This is a genomic window from Aquibacillus halophilus, from assembly GCF_009649745.1.
GTDB lineage: Bacteria > Bacillota > Bacilli > Bacillales > Amphibacillaceae > Aquibacillus > Aquibacillus halophilus.
The window spans coordinates 32,880-49,592 of record NZ_WJNG01000007.1; the positions used below are offsets into that span (position 1 = coordinate 32,880).

Below are 16,713 nucleotides of genomic sequence, written 5' to 3' on the forward strand. Positions count from 1 at the left end.
TTAAAATTCATGAGGGAGCTTTTTACTGTTTTTTATTTGCAGACATATTGTAACATGCATTAAGCTAACATTTTGATTAGCCTATTTACTGAATTTCATTTTATTCCTTGTAAACTGAAGAGCCTTTTCTAACATTTTACTATTCTTTTCGGAAATTTCGGCTTTTCTAGGTATAGATTTGTAAATTCCTTCATGATCATGCCAAGAATCAGGCAATTTAACTGGTGCTTCTGTTTGCCATTTTGAAATCCATTCCATTGGCAAATTACCAGTAAAGATACTATTCGTTGTCATTACGTTCCAAATTTGCGCCCATGCTCTTGGAACGACACGCCAAATGTCATAACCTCCACCACCTAGTGCAATCCATTTTCCATTGCAGTATTTGTGAGCTAATTCATGAGCTAATAGTGGTATATACTCAAAAGTCTTCATAGTTGAAGATAAATGTGTTAACGGATCGAGACAATGAGCATCTGCACCATTTTGTGTCACAATTACATCCGGTTTGAAATACTCCATAACTTCTCTAAAAGAAGATTCATAGACATCTATGAAAGATTCATCTTCTGTGAAGGCATCGATAGGTAAATTAAATGAATAGCCATATCCAGATTTTAAACCACGCTCATTTGTATTCCCCGTTCCAGGGAACAAATACCTCCCGGTTTCGTGTATAGACAGTGTGCACACCTCAGAATCATCGTAGAAGGCCCATTGCACTCCATCACCATGATGTGCATCGGTGTCTACATATAATACTCTTAAATTATATTTTTCCCGGATGTATTTAATGGCAATAGCTCCGTCATTGTAAATACAAAAACCAGAAGCTTTTCGTTCGAACCCATGATGGAGGCCACCTCCTAAATTAAGAGCGTGCTTTGATTTACCCTCTAGCACTGAGTCTACTGCAGTAAGGGTTGCTCCAACAAGCAGTGAGGCTGCATCATGCATATTAGGAAATATTGGTGTGTCTTCTGTTCCCAGGCCATATTTTAGTTCATCATCATCGGTTAATTCATCAACACTTGCTCTTTTAACAGCATCGATGTAACTTGGATCATGAAATAGCATTAGCTCCTCATCAGTTGCTTTACGTGGCATTAAGATTTGTGATTGATTTAGTGTATTCTCCATTTCTAATAAATCTTTAGTCATAGCTACTCGAATTTGATTAAAGGGGTGATCAGCACTAAACCTATATTTTTCGAAGTCTTTGGAATAAACAAATGCTGAATGACAATTGGTAGTCATAGTTCACTCTCCGAAGTATTAGGCCATAACACTTCAAAATTCTCTGCTTTTAAGTCATTAATTATTGGGAGCGGATTCATTGTTTGGACTCTGAAAACTAGTACCTTGAAGTGCGAATCAGTCTTATATGGGTATATTAGGACCGATGTAATTTGAACTTTTCTTTTTCCGAAAATAGCAGTGACCTCTGGTAAAATACCAATTTTGTTAGGAACCTTAATTTCAATTTGGGAACTTTGAACATGAGTTCCTGTCAATTGTATTAATGTGTAAAGCATATCTTTTTCGGTAACGATTCCTACTAATCTATCATTTTGTACGACTGGTACACAAGCAAATTCTTCTTCGTAAAAAATAGCTGCAATTTCTTCTACAAAATCCAGCGGATGAACCGTAACTACAGGATGGGTCATAATACTTTTAATGGGATTCTTTAACTCTTCTGAGTCTACTTGTTTAGAAAAGATGGAAGGACTTGCATCTCTAACATCGCGATCAGAGACAATCCCAATAACTCGATTATCCTCATCAACAATCGGTAAGTGTCTAATATGATTGTCAGTCAATAGCTTTAATGCTTCTGATATAGGAGCTTCAGGTGAGAGTGTAATTACGCTGGTTTTCATTATCTCTTTTACTAACATTCTAAAACCCCTTTCTGGAACGAAATTTTTCGCGATCTAAAAAGCGCAAACGGTCAAATGTATCAATTGATGACTTAGGTACATTCTCGCCAATTCTAACCATTAGGCAATTCGCAGGGTGCGAGATTATTTCTGGGTCATCCGTTGGGGCAGGGGTTAATCCACCTGCACTCATCATTTTCTCCATTATCTTTCGGTAGTTCCACACACTTAACTGTGTTTCCTTAAGGTCCCAATGCCAATAATACTCTGTTGATATAATGATGTAGTTCTCCATCATCTTATCCATCATTGATAATCTGATTAATTCAGAACCAAGTTTATACCCTCGGAATGTAGGTGCAATTTCTATAGCACCTAGCTCTAATAGATCTTCCATATTGAAATGAGACCATCTTTCCAGAGGATCTGGAAATAGATAAGTTACATAACCAATTATTGTATCATCTGTCCGGGCAATCAATATTCGTCCTTCTTCTAGATCCGCAATTTGTTTAACTGCTTCAAACTGTTTATTTGAAGGACGAAAACTCCCGAGCTTTTCATGAAACCCATACTTCTTTAGTTCCGTTGAAGATAGAGGTCCTTCAATGATAATTGAACTTGAATCAGTTTGAATCTCCATGGAATGATAGGTTTTTATATGTTGCATTTCCAACACCCCCAATTTAACCGACGTTTGTTGGTTCCATTATACAAGAATAGGAATGATGTTGTAAGCGATAATATAAGAAAATCCATATTAATTAAGCTTATATGAACGAAAATTTAATAACCTCTACCAGTTGATAGGTAGAGGTTATTTATTATTTAAGCTATAGACTTAAGACTACTCTTAATTATTACTTCCATTTCCGCCATTTCCACCATTATCTCCGGAATCATTATCACCAGGATTTTCTGACTCTTCAGGTTCTTCTGGCTCTTCTGGCTCATCAGGTTTTGGTTTCTTAGGTTCTTTAGGTTCTTCTGGCTCTTTAGGTTCTTCAGGTTCCTCAGGTTCAGGCTCGCTGAAATCACCGACTACTACCGTCTGAGAAGCTGCTGATTCTTGGCCAAAATAGTCTACTGCTACAATACGATACACTGCTTTACTCTCAGGTATATTAAAGTCTAATTCAGTAGTATTACCAATAAGGTTAAAGTTTGCATCAGGTTCGCTAGCTCTAAATATTCGATACCCCACAACATCTTTGCTAGCTGAACTGTTCCATCTAAGTGCATTACCCGATTTAGTTAATGAACTTGGTACTGCAGGATCTCGACCATCATTAGCGACTTCCTCCGTACTTGGTATCTCGATATCGGCCCACACCCCACTAGCATTCCAAGGTATAAGGTCTGTGACATCACGTAACTTATCGTACTCCATTTCTTTCAACCATTCAGGATTAAAGGCTACTCCGTCTCCTTCGGTGAATTCTTCTGGGGTGTTTTCACCCGCAACGACAGCTTCGCCATCCAACATTACGTAACGTCCTTTTATTAAACTATCATCACGTTTATTAGGAACGAATTTTGCGTTAAATAAATCTGACTGAACTAATCCAAGCTCTGAACACAAACTTGAAGGTAATAGACCAGACGTTACACAATAGGAACGTGATACAATCCCTCCTGGACGCTCAAAACGTTCACTAGGGGCCATCAATTCCGGATCAATTTCTGTAGCAGCATTAACTAGTTGCGCCCAGAATGAGACATTCCTAGTGCTGTATCCATCAATTAATTGCATATTATGGTCATATCCCATCCAACTTCCGACTGTCACATTTGGATTTGTTGCGACGAACCATGTGTCATAGAAATCATTGGATGTACCTGTTTTTCCTGCCCAATCAATATTTGGATTGGTAAGACTTCCTTTTACGCCAGCTGCTGTACCTCTACTTAAAACATCACGCATCATATCAATCATTAAATAGTTTGTTTGGGGAGAAAACACCTCAACAGGATCCTTGCTTTCATGCTGGTAAATAACTTCACCATCAACAGTTTCTATTTTTTCTATCATATAAGCGTCTGAAAACTTCCCATCATTACCAAAGGTTGAATAGGCATTGGTGTTTTCTTCAACTGTCACTCCATTGCGTACACTTCCAAGAGCAGTTGACAAATTAACATGGTCATTATGATTTGCGTTCTTTACTAACCTATCAAAGCCCATTTTTTCAAGGTATTGTGCTGCTGGATCACTTCCTATAATTTTCGCATAGGTCTTTACAGCCGTAACGTTATGTGATTTATACAGAGCTTCTCTTGCAGAAACTAGCCCATAGTAGCGTCCTGTATAATTACCAGGAGTGTATCCGCCTGCAAAGGTTGTTTCTACGTCAGCAACAATAGACCCCGGTTGAACAGCTCCACTTTCCATTGCTGGTGCATACACTAGTAATGGCTTCATTGTACTACCATTTGGCCTAGGTGCATTAGTGGCATGGTTTAATTGCTCAGTTTCAAAACCTCTTCCACCAACAAAACTTATAATTTTCCCAGAAGTGTTATCAATTAGCATGCTACCTACTTGAACAGGTTCAACTAACTGTTCCATTTCACCAGTTTCGGGATTCTCTACCATTACGACTTCATTTGTAGTTTTGTCCCTAACTACTTTATCTGGACCGTAATTATTATAGTTCGCAGTGATTTCTTTCCATTTATCAAAAATCTCTTTGTTTATGGTTGAATGTACTTTATATCCATTTCTACCTAGTTGCCTTTCTGCAAGGATAGAATATTCTTCTTGCAGTGCTTCGTTATTCTCAAGATCTTCGTCTGAGTATCCATCTTCTTTCGCTAATATATCGGCAAGTACTTCCGTAGCTCTTTTCTTAATTTCATTTGTTAGGTATGGATATTCATCTAATGATGAAGGTATAGGCTCCGCGAAGTCTGCCACGATGTCATAATTAATTGCTTGGTCATACTGTTCTTGTGTAATATGTTCAGCACTCAACATCCGGCTTAATACCGATTTCATTCGGCTGAGACCCGGTTCAAGACCTTCTTCATCTTTTGGAGTCCCCCCGTTTAGAAACGGTGTGTAGTACGAAGGACTTTGTGGAAGTCCAGCAATAAAAGCTGCTTGGGCTAAATTAATGTCTTTTGCATCAACTCCAAATATACCTTGAGCAGCTGTTTGAATACCTGCTATGTTTTGTCCATTTGCATTTCTACCAAAGGGAACAATATTTAAATAAGCTTCTAGTATTTCGTCTTTTTCGAAGAATCGTTCTACTCTCATTGCTAACAATATTTCTTTTGCCTTACGCTCAAAGGATACTTCATTTGTTAGTATTTGGTTTTTAATTAGTTGTTGGGTTAGAGTACTTCCCCCCGTTTTTATGTCTGAGTTGGATGCTTCCTGGTACACTGCACGTAATATTGCTTTTGGAACCACGCCATTATGTGTTTCAAAATATTCATCCTCTGTTGCAATAATTGCGTCTTTAACGAATTCGGAAACTTCATCAAGTTGAACTTCCTCGCGATATAAATCTGACCCAACATCACCCAAATAAATGTTATCGGCAAAATATAATTCTGAAGTTTCTTCATAGTTGTAAATATCTTCCTCCAGGCTTTCCTTGTCCCGGACTTGTTCGTCTTTTACAAGTGAGGCAAAATAACCTGCACCAACTCCACCACCGAAAAATAAACCGACTACTCCTATAATTATAAAAAATAGAATAATATTCCAAAGTACATCATACGTAATTCTATAGCTTTTTTGGAATATTCCTTTTTGCCACCATGTTTTAACTTTAGTGAAATATCTATGAATAAATTCTTTAAACTTCATAATCAGACCTCCTAAATATCAATCTATATTATAGCATAAACGTCAAATAAGTAGGGGATTGTTTAATACTTGTTGCAATAACTTAAAATATGTGATATTAATGTAACACAATAATAAACTAATAAGCGTTGAAAGATTGAAGTAATAAAGTAATTCCCTAATTCAGAGAGCTGGCGGTTGGTGCAAGTCAGAATACAATTACTTTATGAATTACGTTCTGGAGCTTCTTCTGTTAATTCAGAAGACGGTGGACCTCACCGTTATTTTCTTTAGTGGCAAAATTTTTATTTTTGCAACAAGGGTGGTACCGCGATTAACCTCGCCCCTTTTTTTAGGGGGGAGTTTTTTTGTTTTGAATTAAAGGTTAATGAAAAATTAGGAGTGAAGACAATGGATATTTTAGGAGATTTAAGACAACGTGGGTTAATTCAACAAATTACTGATGATGAAGGGCTTAATGAACATTTACAGAGTAAGGTCGTGACATTATATTGTGGGTTTGATCCTACAGCGGATAGTTTGCATATCGGGCATTTAGTACCAGCTCTTATGCTAAAAAGATTCCAAAAAGCTGGACATCGTCCGATTGCTTTAATAGGTGGTGGGACTGGTCTAATTGGGGATCCGAGTGGCCGTTCAACAGAACGTTCACTTAATGAACTGGAAGTTGTCCAGGGCTATAGTGAAAAGATAAAGGATCAGCTTGCGAATTTGTTGGATTTTGATAAGGGGGAAAATGCAGCTGTTGCTAGAAATAATTATGAGTGGTTATCAGCAACAACAATTATTGAATTCCTACGTGATACAGGGAAACACTTCAGCATCAATTATATGTTAGCCAAGGATTCTGTGGAATCTCGTTTAGAGAATGGAATCTCCTTTACAGAGTTTAGTTACATGATCCTTCAATCTTTAGATTTTCTGAAACTATATGAAAAAGAAAATTGTACATTACAAATTGGTGGTAGTGACCAGTGGGGTAATATCACTGCTGGAATGGAACTGATTCGACGTACAAAAAGCGGAAAAGAAGAAGAGGCAAAGGCATACGGACTTACAGTTCCATTAATAACAAAAGCTGATGGAACCAAATTTGGAAAAACGGCTGGTGGGGCAGTATGGTTAGATGGGAAAAAGACAACACCTTATGAGTTTTACCAGTTTTGGATCAACACAGATGATCGGGACGTCATTAAATTCATTAAGTATTTCACTTTTATAGACCATAGTGAAATTGCAGAACTTGCAGTTGAAATGGAAACAGCACCTGAACAACGAATTGCTCACAGACGACTAGCAGAAGAGATGACTGAGCTAGTACACAGTAAGGAAGCATTAGCTCAAGCTCAAAAAATTACAGAAGCTCTCTTTAGTGGGGAAATTCAAAATTTAAACGGGGAGGAAATTGAACAAGGCTTTAAAGATGTACCCTCTATTACATTTGCTAGAGAAGAAAAGGGCCTGATTGATATCCTTGTTGAAGCCAATATTTCTCCATCAAAGCGTCAAGCAAGAGAAGACGTTCAGAATGGCGCTGTCTATATTAATGGTAATCGACAACAAGATCTAACTTATAAGATAAGTAGCCAAGATCGAATTGATGATGCGTTCACAATTATTCGAAGGGGTAAGAAAAAGTACTTTCTTATTCGATTCAATTAAATTTACTTTGAAATATAGAAATTTTAATAATACAAAAAAAATCACCGATTCTTCTAATGAAGATTCGGTGATTTTTAGATATAATTTTGCTAATTAACGAGAGTAGAACTCAACGATAAGTGGTTCGTTAATCTCAGCAGGTAACTCAGAACGCTCTGGTAAGCGAGTATAAGTACCTTCTAATTTTTCTTCGTCGAAAGTTAGATACTCAGGTACAAAGTTGTTTGCTTCGATAGCTTCTTTAATGATGTCTAGGTTTTGAGATTTTTCACGTAAACCAATTACTTGACCTGGCTTAAGACGGTATGATGGAATGTCTACACGACCACCATCAACAGTAACGTGGCCATGACCAACAAGCTGACGAGCAGCTCTACGAGTACGTGCTAATCCAAGACGATAAACAAGGTTATCTAAACGAGACTCAAGAAGAATCATGAAGTTTTCACCATGAATACCTTTAATTTTTCCTGCTTGGTCAAACATGTTACGGAATTGACGTTCGTTAACTCCATACATGAAGCGAAGCTTTTGTTTTTCTTGTAATTGTAAACCATATTCTGAAAGTTTTCTACGTTGATTTGGACCATGTTGTCCGGGTGCGTAAGGACGTTTTTCTAACTCCTTACCAGTACCAGTTAATGAAATGCCAAGACGACGAGACTTTTTCCATACAGGACCTGTATAGCGAGCCATTGTACATCTTCTCCTTCTTATATTAGATTTGCATAAAAAAAGACAGAGTGTCCCTTGATCGCTAGACATTTTATTTTCATGTACCATCGCTCCAGCAGCAGAGAGTTACACGATACACCTCACCAGGAGGAATAAAATGAACTAGTCGGAGGTTTCCACATAGGCTACCTTTTATTTTACACAAAGAATATTATATGATTTTTAAGCGTATATGTCAACAGCATGTGCTTATTTTACTTTATGAGAAGAAAGTACTACTTTAGTTACAGGAATATAAAACAATTATAGGAATATAAAACTATTTCGTTTATAATAGTCTTATATAATATTTATTTATGATAGGTGAGATACTTATGGAAATAAAAGAGTCGTTGCAGGTGGACTTAAGAAACTTCTTCGCTGAAAAGTTTATGTATAGTACAGATGGATTCAGTGGGGATCTAATTACTGAAGTGTCCAAACATATAAAGAAATTGTTGCAGGCGAAGTGTGTAGCTTTGTATTTACATGATTACTGTAATGACAATTTTGAGTTGGCTACTAGTCTTACCTATGAACAAAAGGTATTAAAACAAAACTTATTAATAGATAGTAATAATAAAATTATTTATAAATCTACTACTAATTTCACTATACTTAAGGGTTGCAATGTGTTTAAACAACCTTCAAATTTTTCTTCATTTTTATTTCCACTAAATTTTGGTGATAGTCCGATAGGTTATTTATTTTTAGCCGTTGAACAAGACAAATTGTCAAATCAGTCGTATAAAAAGTTAGAAGGTATGATAGATGAAACATATAAGCTATTAAACGGATTAGGTAATTACTCGAAAACAATGGAAAAAGCAAATAAGTATGAACTTTTATATCGTGTAACAACCAAATTCCATTCTTCAATTAATACAAATGATGTTTTAACTGAAGTAATTCATACATTATCGGATGTATATCCACATTTTGAATACAGGTTGTATTTATCTCAAGATTATAAGAATGATACTGATTTACCTATAAAAGAACTAATTTATAATGATGAATTTGCCAATAAATCTAGTGTACAAGCCTTCCAAACTGGAAACGTAAAAATGGAAAAGGACGAAACAGGATTAAAAACAAGATTATTTGCACCATTGAAGGGAAAACAAGGGATTTATGGTGTATTACAAATTATATCTCCGGTCGATCGTTTGTTTCCGGATAGTGACGTTGAATTTATTACTTTGCTTGCTAACACAGCAGGAAATGCTTTAGAAAATGCCCATTTATATCAGCAATCGAGACAGTTAATTTCCGACTTGCAATTAATAAATGAAACCTCACATACACTGAATTCAAATTTAAGACTTTCAGAGACAACTGCCTTTATGAATAAGCAAATTACGACTTTTTTTGGTGCTAACGAAATTGGATTTATTCTATTTAAAGAAGATGATTATGATTTACTGGATGGAAGTACAAAGTTCTTTCTTTTAGATGAATCTAGTTTATTTTTAGAAACTATCATTCCTACATTAAGAAGTGAAAAGGAATCTTTGTTTATTGGTAACTTTTCAACCAAACATCCAGATGTGAAGATGCCTTATCATTCTGTTATGGCAATACCAATGATACAATCTGATCAAGTAAAGGGTGCAATTGTTGTATTACATACAGAGCCGTATTTTTATTCATTTGAAACGTTCAAATTAGTTCAATCTTTGGTACATCATTCTACTTTGGCTTTTGTTAATTCGTTGCTACGTGAACAACTAGAACAACTAGTAATAACAGATTATTTAACAAAACTATATTCTAGAAAATACTTAGATGAACGACTTCAGGAGCATTTGCTATTTGATAAGCAGGGTGCATTTTTGTTAATAGATATAGACGATTTCAAAACGATTAATGATACTTTTGGCCATGATACTGGGGATGAGTTGCTTATCAAAGTTGCTAATATTATTGAAAACAGACTTGGAGCAAATGACTTTGCTGCTAGATGGGGTGGAGAAGAACTAGCTGTTTATTTGCCAGAATCAATGTTGGACGAAGCAATGGAAGTAGCTCAGGAATTGGTTGATCGAGTTAGGCAGAATACAAATCCGATAATAACCATTTCCGTAGGTGTTTCTTACTGGAATAGTAATCAACCAAACGAAATGCACCGACTTTTTGATCGAGCTGATGAAGCTCTATATGAGGCAAAAGCAAAAGGGAAGAATTGTGTGGTTAGGGAAAAAGTGAAACCGTTGTACTAGTACATCGGTTTCACTTTTTTGGTGAGATTTTATTTTACTAACAAGTTTGTCTAGGCCAAATTTCCCCGAAGTCAAACTTTTATTATATATTTTGTTCAATAATTTTAGCGAATTTTTCTAAATACTCTTGATCTTGTTCGTCAAACCGGTTAGTAATTGGACTATCGATATCCAGCACTCCGAATATCTTTCCATCTTTATATAGAGGTACTACAATTTCTGATCGGCTAGCGGCATCGCAGGCAATATGACCTGGGAATTGGTGGACATCTGCAATTCGCTGTGTCTTTCCTTCTTCTACAGCTTTCCCGCAAACACCTTTACCACTGGCAATTCTAACACACGCAGGTAATCCCTGGAATGGACCGAGTACTAACTCGTTTTCCTTCCACAAATAAAAGCCAACCCAGTTAACCTCAGATAAAAACTGGTTTAATAATGCAGAAGCATTTGATAGATTAGCTAACTGATCTTTTTCATCTTCTAGTAGTGCCTGTAATTGCTTTAATAAAAGGCTATAGTCTTTTTCTTTAGAGCCTTCATAGTTTTGTACTTGAAACATATGTCCTTCCTCCTTTAAAATTAAAAAACTGAATATCGAGCTCTTTCGACAAAAGCGATGCGGTATTTGACGAGAGAAAAATGCAGGAATCCGTACATCAATGTCGTAAAAAATACTGTAAGGAGCTGAACCTGATGAAAAATAACGAAACAAAGCAAAAAGTAATGGATGCGTCATGTAAGCTGTTTTATGCAAAGGGATATCATGGTACATCCGTTCGAGATATTGCCAAGAAAGCATCGGTGAATGTTTCATTAATAAATTACTATTTCAAAAGCAAGCAAGGACTTTTAGAAACAGTTGTTGTCACTTATTATGAAGAATACCTTAAACAGCTCGATTTTGTCTTCGATGAAACTGAAAATGATGGCGCAATTGATAGATTGAAAAAGATGATTGAAACTATTATACATTATAAGCAAAACCAACATCAATTTACATGTTTTATTCAGAGGGAATTAACACTTGATTCTATTTTTGTCAGAGAAATGATGGTTACTTATTTAGCTAAGGAAAATTATATTGTGAGCAAACTGTTCAGTGATGCCCTAAAAGGCACTCCACATACTAATATGGATCAGGAGTTTTTATTACTACAATTAAAAGGATTGTTAATTACACCATATATGGCTCCAAAGGAATGGAGAAGTCATATTGTTTGGGACCAATCCCAAGACTTGTTTGTAAAAAAATATACTAATTCCATTCATAAATGGATTGACTACTTGACACAACAAAAGAGTAATTAATCGTATTCACCAGAGATTAGCTCCCTTGGTTTGTCATTTTCTACTGATGCTCCGCCCTTCCTCTATTCCTGCCCAAATCTTACTATATCTGTTAAAATTCAAGGTTATTACTATTAAAAATGTCGGATTATTAATTTATTTGAAAAAATTTAGCAAAAAATAGGCTGAACATGGTATCATAATAGTATTACTTAATTAGGATTAGATTAAGGTTGTACATACATAGCAGGCAACGGATAGGGGGATTATTTTGGCGTATGTCATTGGGAGTGTTCTCGTTGTAATAGCATTAATTATTTTAGGTTTAATTTTAAGAAAACGAGTCTACGATGAGGTTGATCGTCTTGAAGGCTGGAAAATGGATATAATGAACAGAAACGTTACTTCAGAACTGGCTCGCGTTAAAAAATTGAACCTATCTGGAGAAACACAAGAGAAGTTTGAATCATGGAAAGATCGTTGGGATGTTATTTTAACTAGAGAGTTACCAGATATTGAAGAGTATTTACTAGATGCAGAAGAAGCTTCAGATAGGTTTCGCATATCAGGTGCGAAGAAGAACCTACATACAGTTAATCAAACCCTATTGTCTATTGAAGAAAATATCGAAAAAATGTTTCAGGAACTTGATGAGTTAATCGAATCAGAACAAAGCAGCCGAGAAGAAGTTGACAATCTTCAACCAAAAATTTCGGGATTAAGAAAAAAACTAATACAAAATCGTCACCAATATGGTAAGGCTGAAATCCGCTTTGAAGTTGAACTGGATGAATTGGAACAAGAAGTTACTAATTTTTTTGCATTAACAGATTCTGGTAACTATTTAGAAGCAGAGCAACTTGTCGAAGATATGAAAAAAAACCTTGTTTTTTTAGAAGAGCAAGTAGAAGAATTTCCGACTGTATATAAAAAATGCAAGCAGGAATTACCAGCCCAAATTGACGATCTTCTGTTTGGTATAAAAGATATGAAAGAAGAAGGTTATCGAATAGAGCACCTAGGTTTTGAAAAGGAAATTCATAAATTCCAAGAAAGTTTAGTTAAGAGTGTCGTGCAATTAGAGAAGGGTAGTATCGGTGATGCTTACGAAATTATTTTACCGATTGAAGAAAGAATAGCTGAGATGTATCAATTGTTAGAAAAAGAAGCTGTCTCAAAATCGTTTGTAGATAAACAATTACCTAGTTTTCATAAGTTATTGACAGAAGTTGATAAAGATTTGACTGATACTAATGAAGAAGTTATACAATTACAAGAAGCATATTACTTTGAAGATAGTGACATGAAAACACATATGAGTCTTCAAAAGCATATCAATCAACTCAAAAAAGAACACGAGGAAATCGAAGTACATGTGGTAGAGGAAAAGCTATCTCATGACAAGCTTCGTGATTTGTTGGAAAATAGTTACAAGCAGTTAGTAGAATTAGAAGAATCTCATAATAAATTCAAGGAACGAATTCATACACTTAGGAAAGACGAGATTGAAGCTAAAGAAGAGGTACTGAAAATTCGTCGTGACCTTTTTGAAACAAATCGTAAACTACAAAAAAGCAATATTCCTGGTGTACCAAGTTATATATGGAATCTTATGGAAGAGGCTACATTAAAAAGTGATTTAGTTATAAAAAACCTTGAAAAACATCCGCTTGATATGGGAGAAGTACAGCATTTGTTATCTGAGGCAAAAAAATCAATCCAATCAATGGTAGATCAAACAGAATTATTATTAGATCACGCTAGATTAGTGGAAGTAGTAATCCAGTATGCTAACAGATATAGAAGCCAATACGCTATATTGGCCGCCAGACTATATGAGGCGGAAGAATTATTTAGGAAATTCGAATATGAAAGTGCTTTAGAAGAAGCAGCCAGAGCATTGGAAGAAGTGGAACCAGGCGCACTTAAAAGACTAGAAGAATTAAGTAAGGTACCTAGTTAGTGTTTAAAATGTCTAAATGGTTGCTAGTTTTGTTAAGTGTCGTTGCTATTGTGACTTGGATATCTGTTATTTGGATCTTTATAGGAATCCAAAATACTTCAACTGTCGAAAAACATTTTGTGGCGGAGAGGTCAATGACAGATAAAGTATCAGTTGAGTTCCCCAAAGAGATTAATCATGAGCAATTCCAAGAGGAAATTATATCTGATATTGACGCAGATTTCACTTTAGATCTAAAAAGTGGTACAAATGGTGAAATATCAATCGATGAAATTTTAGCAGCATTAGGTATAGAACCTTAGTAATATGTTAAGTCCCTTGTTATCACTAACAAGGGACTTACTTATTTATTTTCAATACAATAAATTTATGGTAAGATATTTGAACGCTAAATAATAGTAAGGAGATTATCAATGATTTATTTAGACAACAGTGCTACGACTAAACCACTCCCGGAAGTTTTGGAAAGTTTTAGGCAAGTATCTGAAAAATACTATGGTAATCCTTCTTCGATTCATCGTTTTGGTGCAGATGCTGAACGCCTATTATTAAAGGCAAAGCAGCAAGCCGCTCAGTTAATGGATGTTAAGGCAGAGGAGCTTGTTTTTACTTCTGGTGGTACTGAGGGTAATAACCTTGCCGTTAAAGGTATAGCGTTCGCTCACCAGAACCGCGGAAGGCACATTATTACATCACAAATTGAACATCCTTCCGTTATTGAAGCTTGTAAGTCATTGGAAAAACTAGGGTTTCAGGTGACATATCTACCCGTTAATTCTGATGGGGTTGTAGAAATTAATGATGTTAAAGAAGCTATTAATGATCAAACAATTTTGATTAGCATTATGCATGTAAACAATGAAATAGGTTCAGTTCAGCCTATATTGGAAATTGGAGCCATTGCAAAACTATATCCTAAATTGTTTTTTCATGTTGACGATGTACAAGGGTTTGGAAAAGTTAAGCTTCCGTTAATTAACAGTGGTATCGATCTCTGTACCATTTCAGGTCATAAAATTCACGGTTTAAAAGGCACCGGATTGTTGTATATTAAAAGAAACACAACAATCTTCCCTTTATTTCATGGCGGAGCACAGGAAGGTGATTTTCGATCTGGCACAGAAAATGTGGCAGGTGCAGTATCACTTGTCAAAGCTATGCGTCTTATTATTGAAAAGCAAAGAACTCAACTAGATGACATGAAAACAACGACCCAGTTATTACGGAATTGTTTAGAACAAATAGAAGGAGTCGTAGTCAATACACCTAGACAACACTCTCCAAATATAATTAATATTTCAGTTCCGGGTTACAAACCTGAGGTCGTCATTCACGCTCTAAGTGAAAAGGACATATATATTTCAACGAAATCAGCTTGCTCATCCAAAAAGCCAGATGAAAGTGCAGTACTATCTGCATGTGGATTTAACAAAAAAATTAGTGAATCTGCACTACGAATTAGTTTAGACTATGACAATACAGAGGATGAAGTTTTTACTTTTTGTCATTCATTAAGTGAAGTGTTACAACAATTGAGTGAAGTAATGGGGTAGGTATTATGCAGTACGATCATATTTTAGTTCGCTATGGCGAGATAGGTTTAAAAGGAAAGAATAGAAAAATATTTCTTAACAGGTTACACGAGAATGTTCTTGATAAACTAAAAGAATTTTCTACAATAAGTATCAAGACAACAAGAGATCGAATGTATATTTTGTTGAATGGCGAAAATCCAGATCCAATCATAGCTATCTGTCAGACAATTTTTGGTATTCATAGTTTAAGTTTGGCAATTAAGGTTGATAATGATGAAACCAAAATCAAGGAAGCCACTTTATATGCATTAAAGGAAGCAACAGATGCAAAAACATTTAAGATAACTGCAAAAAGAATTAATAAAGAATTTCCAATTCATTCGCAAGATATGAATCAAATTCTCGGTGGGTATTTACTTTCGAACACTGATGGGTTTACTGTTGATGTTCATAATCCTGATATAGAAATAAATGTGGAAACACGTAAGGAAGCTACTTATATCACTTCATTGAAAATCCCGTGTGCTGGCGGATTACCGGTAGGAACAGCAGGAAAAACTCTTTTGCTATTATCTGGTGGAATTGACAGTCCTGTAGCTGGATATTTAACAATGAAACGTGGAGTTCAATTAGAAGTAATTCACTTTCATTCTCCACCATATACGAGTGATAGGGCTAAACAAAAAGTTATTGATTTAGCACACCAGTTAACGAGCTACGGTGGGAAAATTAAGGTTCATGTAGTCCCATTCACGAAATTGCAACAAAAAATATATCAGGACATTCCCCATGGTTATTCCATGACAGTAATGCGGAGAATGATGATGAAGATAAGTGAAGCTGTCGCATTTAAAGAAGGGATTTTGTCATTAACTACTGGAGAGAGCCTTGGACAAGTAGCTAGTCAAACGATGGAAAGCATGAATGCCATCAATCAGGTAACGAACTATCCAATATTGCGTCCATTGATAACAATGGATAAAGAAGAAATTATCCAGATTTCGAAAAAAATAAATACGTATGACATTTCAATAAGACCCTTTGAGGATTGTTGTACCATTTTTGTGCCAAGTTCACCTAAAACAAAACCAAAAAAGGATAAAGTTATTTATTTTGAAAGTTCCCTTAATTTTAATGAAGATTTAGAAGAAACAATTAATGGAATTGAAGTAATTGAAATTTCACATTCAACTAGCCATGAAGATGAATTTTCTGACCTCCTGTAAGTGGTTTTTTTTGAAACAACTTCCATTGTTTCTCATGCATGTTTACCTTCCACTGTGAGCAAAATAGAAATGTAGCAAACAGGAGGTGAAGATATCATGGCGAATAACAATAGCAATAACAGTAACCAACTTTTAGTACCTGGTGTAGACCAAGCGATTAACCAAATGAAAGTTGAAATTGCTCAAGAGTTTGGTGTTAACCTTGGAGCTGATACTACTTCTCGCGCTAACGGTTCTGTTGGTGGAGAAATCACTAAGCGTTTAGTTTCAATGGCTCAACAACAAATGAGTGGTGGCCAACAACAATAAATATAATGGCATATATAAAGGGTAGTGTTATTGCACTACCCTTTTCTTTTCGTCTTGAATTTGGTATCTTATTGTAAATATAGTAGGAA

Annotated in this window: 14 protein-coding genes and 1 other annotated feature; of the genes, 8 read left to right on the forward strand and 6 right to left on the reverse strand. The window is 35.6% G+C overall.

All coding sequences use genetic code 11. From position 1 onward, the window contains the following. Positions 1 to 81: 81 nt before the first annotated feature. The 4 genes from GH741_RS09055 to GH741_RS09070 all read right to left on the reverse strand — a co-directional run bounded on the left by GH741_RS09055 (position 82) and on the right by GH741_RS09070 (position 5,703). Positions 82 to 1,257: an acetoin utilization protein AcuC gene (locus tag GH741_RS09055; RefSeq protein ID WP_153736478.1), complete on the reverse strand. Its 1,176-nt coding sequence runs from the start codon at positions 1,255 to 1,257 to the stop codon at positions 82 to 84. Further along, positions 1,254 to 1,901 (reverse strand): acetoin utilization AcuB family protein, encoded by a 648-nt coding sequence (locus GH741_RS09060; RefSeq protein ID WP_153736479.1) that lies wholly within the window; start codon positions 1,899 to 1,901, stop codon positions 1,254 to 1,256. The genes GH741_RS09055 and GH741_RS09060 overlap by 4 nt, the downstream gene beginning before the upstream one ends. Position 1,902: 1 nt before the next feature. Further along, a complete protein-coding gene (locus GH741_RS09065; RefSeq protein ID WP_153736480.1) occupies positions 1,903 to 2,553 on the reverse strand; it encodes a GNAT family N-acetyltransferase in 651 nt (216 codons plus the stop codon). 183 nt (positions 2,554 to 2,736) lie between these two features. Further along, positions 2,737 to 5,703, reverse strand: a complete 2,967-nt coding sequence (locus GH741_RS09070; protein ID WP_153736481.1) for a transglycosylase domain-containing protein — start codon at positions 5,701 to 5,703, stop codon at positions 2,737 to 2,739. Positions 5,704 to 5,822: 119 nt separating this feature from the next. Further along, positions 5,823 to 6,033: a binding site (T-box leader), on the forward strand. Positions 6,034 to 6,093: 60 nt separating this feature from the next. Between GH741_RS09070 and tyrS the strand changes: the two genes are divergently transcribed. Further along, positions 6,094 to 7,365 (forward strand): tyrosine--tRNA ligase, encoded by a 1,272-nt coding sequence (gene tyrS, locus GH741_RS09075; protein WP_153736482.1) that lies wholly within the window; start codon positions 6,094 to 6,096, stop codon positions 7,363 to 7,365. Positions 7,366 to 7,458: 93 nt separating this feature from the next. Here the strand turns inward: tyrS and rpsD are convergent, their stop codons facing one another. After that, the gene (gene rpsD, locus GH741_RS09080) at positions 7,459 to 8,061 is read right to left on the reverse strand and encodes a 30S ribosomal protein S4 (protein WP_153736483.1); all 603 of its coding nucleotides are present in this window, start codon (positions 8,059 to 8,061) and stop codon (positions 7,459 to 7,461) included. A gap of 353 nt (positions 8,062 to 8,414) precedes the next feature. On the opposite strand from rpsD, the gene GH741_RS09085 reads away from it, so the two are divergent. Further along, the gene (locus GH741_RS09085; RefSeq protein WP_170287598.1) at positions 8,415 to 10,301 is read left to right on the forward strand and encodes a sensor domain-containing diguanylate cyclase; all 1,887 of its coding nucleotides are present in this window, start codon (positions 8,415 to 8,417) and stop codon (positions 10,299 to 10,301) included. A gap of 82 nt (positions 10,302 to 10,383) precedes the next feature. On the opposite strand, the gene GH741_RS09090 is transcribed toward GH741_RS09085, so the two are convergent. Next, positions 10,384 to 10,863 (reverse strand): GAF domain-containing protein, encoded by a 480-nt coding sequence (locus GH741_RS09090; protein WP_153736485.1) that lies wholly within the window; start codon positions 10,861 to 10,863, stop codon positions 10,384 to 10,386. Between the two features lie 134 nt (positions 10,864 to 10,997). Between GH741_RS09090 and refZ the strand changes: the two genes are divergently transcribed. From refZ to GH741_RS09120, 6 genes are all read left to right on the forward strand, one after another. Then, the gene (gene refZ, locus GH741_RS09095) at positions 10,998 to 11,612 is read left to right on the forward strand and encodes a forespore capture DNA-binding protein RefZ (protein ID WP_153736486.1); all 615 of its coding nucleotides are present in this window, start codon (positions 10,998 to 11,000) and stop codon (positions 11,610 to 11,612) included. 250 nt (positions 11,613 to 11,862) lie between these two features. Next, positions 11,863 to 13,554, forward strand: a complete 1,692-nt coding sequence (gene ezrA / locus GH741_RS09100; protein WP_153736487.1) for a septation ring formation regulator EzrA — start codon at positions 11,863 to 11,865, stop codon at positions 13,552 to 13,554. Between the two features lie 8 nt (positions 13,555 to 13,562). Beyond that, complete coding sequence (locus GH741_RS09105; RefSeq protein ID WP_153736488.1) at positions 13,563 to 13,856, forward strand: hypothetical protein; 294 nt, start codon at positions 13,563 to 13,565, stop codon at positions 13,854 to 13,856. Between the two features lie 111 nt (positions 13,857 to 13,967). Continuing rightward, positions 13,968 to 15,107: a cysteine desulfurase family protein gene (locus tag GH741_RS09110; RefSeq protein WP_153736489.1), complete on the forward strand. Its 1,140-nt coding sequence runs from the start codon at positions 13,968 to 13,970 to the stop codon at positions 15,105 to 15,107. 5 nt (positions 15,108 to 15,112) lie between these two features. After that, a complete protein-coding gene (gene thiI, locus GH741_RS09115; protein ID WP_153736490.1) occupies positions 15,113 to 16,315 on the forward strand; it encodes a tRNA uracil 4-sulfurtransferase ThiI in 1,203 nt (400 codons plus the stop codon). A 96-nt stretch (positions 16,316 to 16,411) separates the two neighbouring features. After that, positions 16,412 to 16,624 (forward strand): alpha/beta-type small acid-soluble spore protein, encoded by a 213-nt coding sequence (locus tag GH741_RS09120; protein ID WP_153736491.1) that lies wholly within the window; start codon positions 16,412 to 16,414, stop codon positions 16,622 to 16,624. Positions 16,625 to 16,713 lie beyond the last annotated feature (89 nt).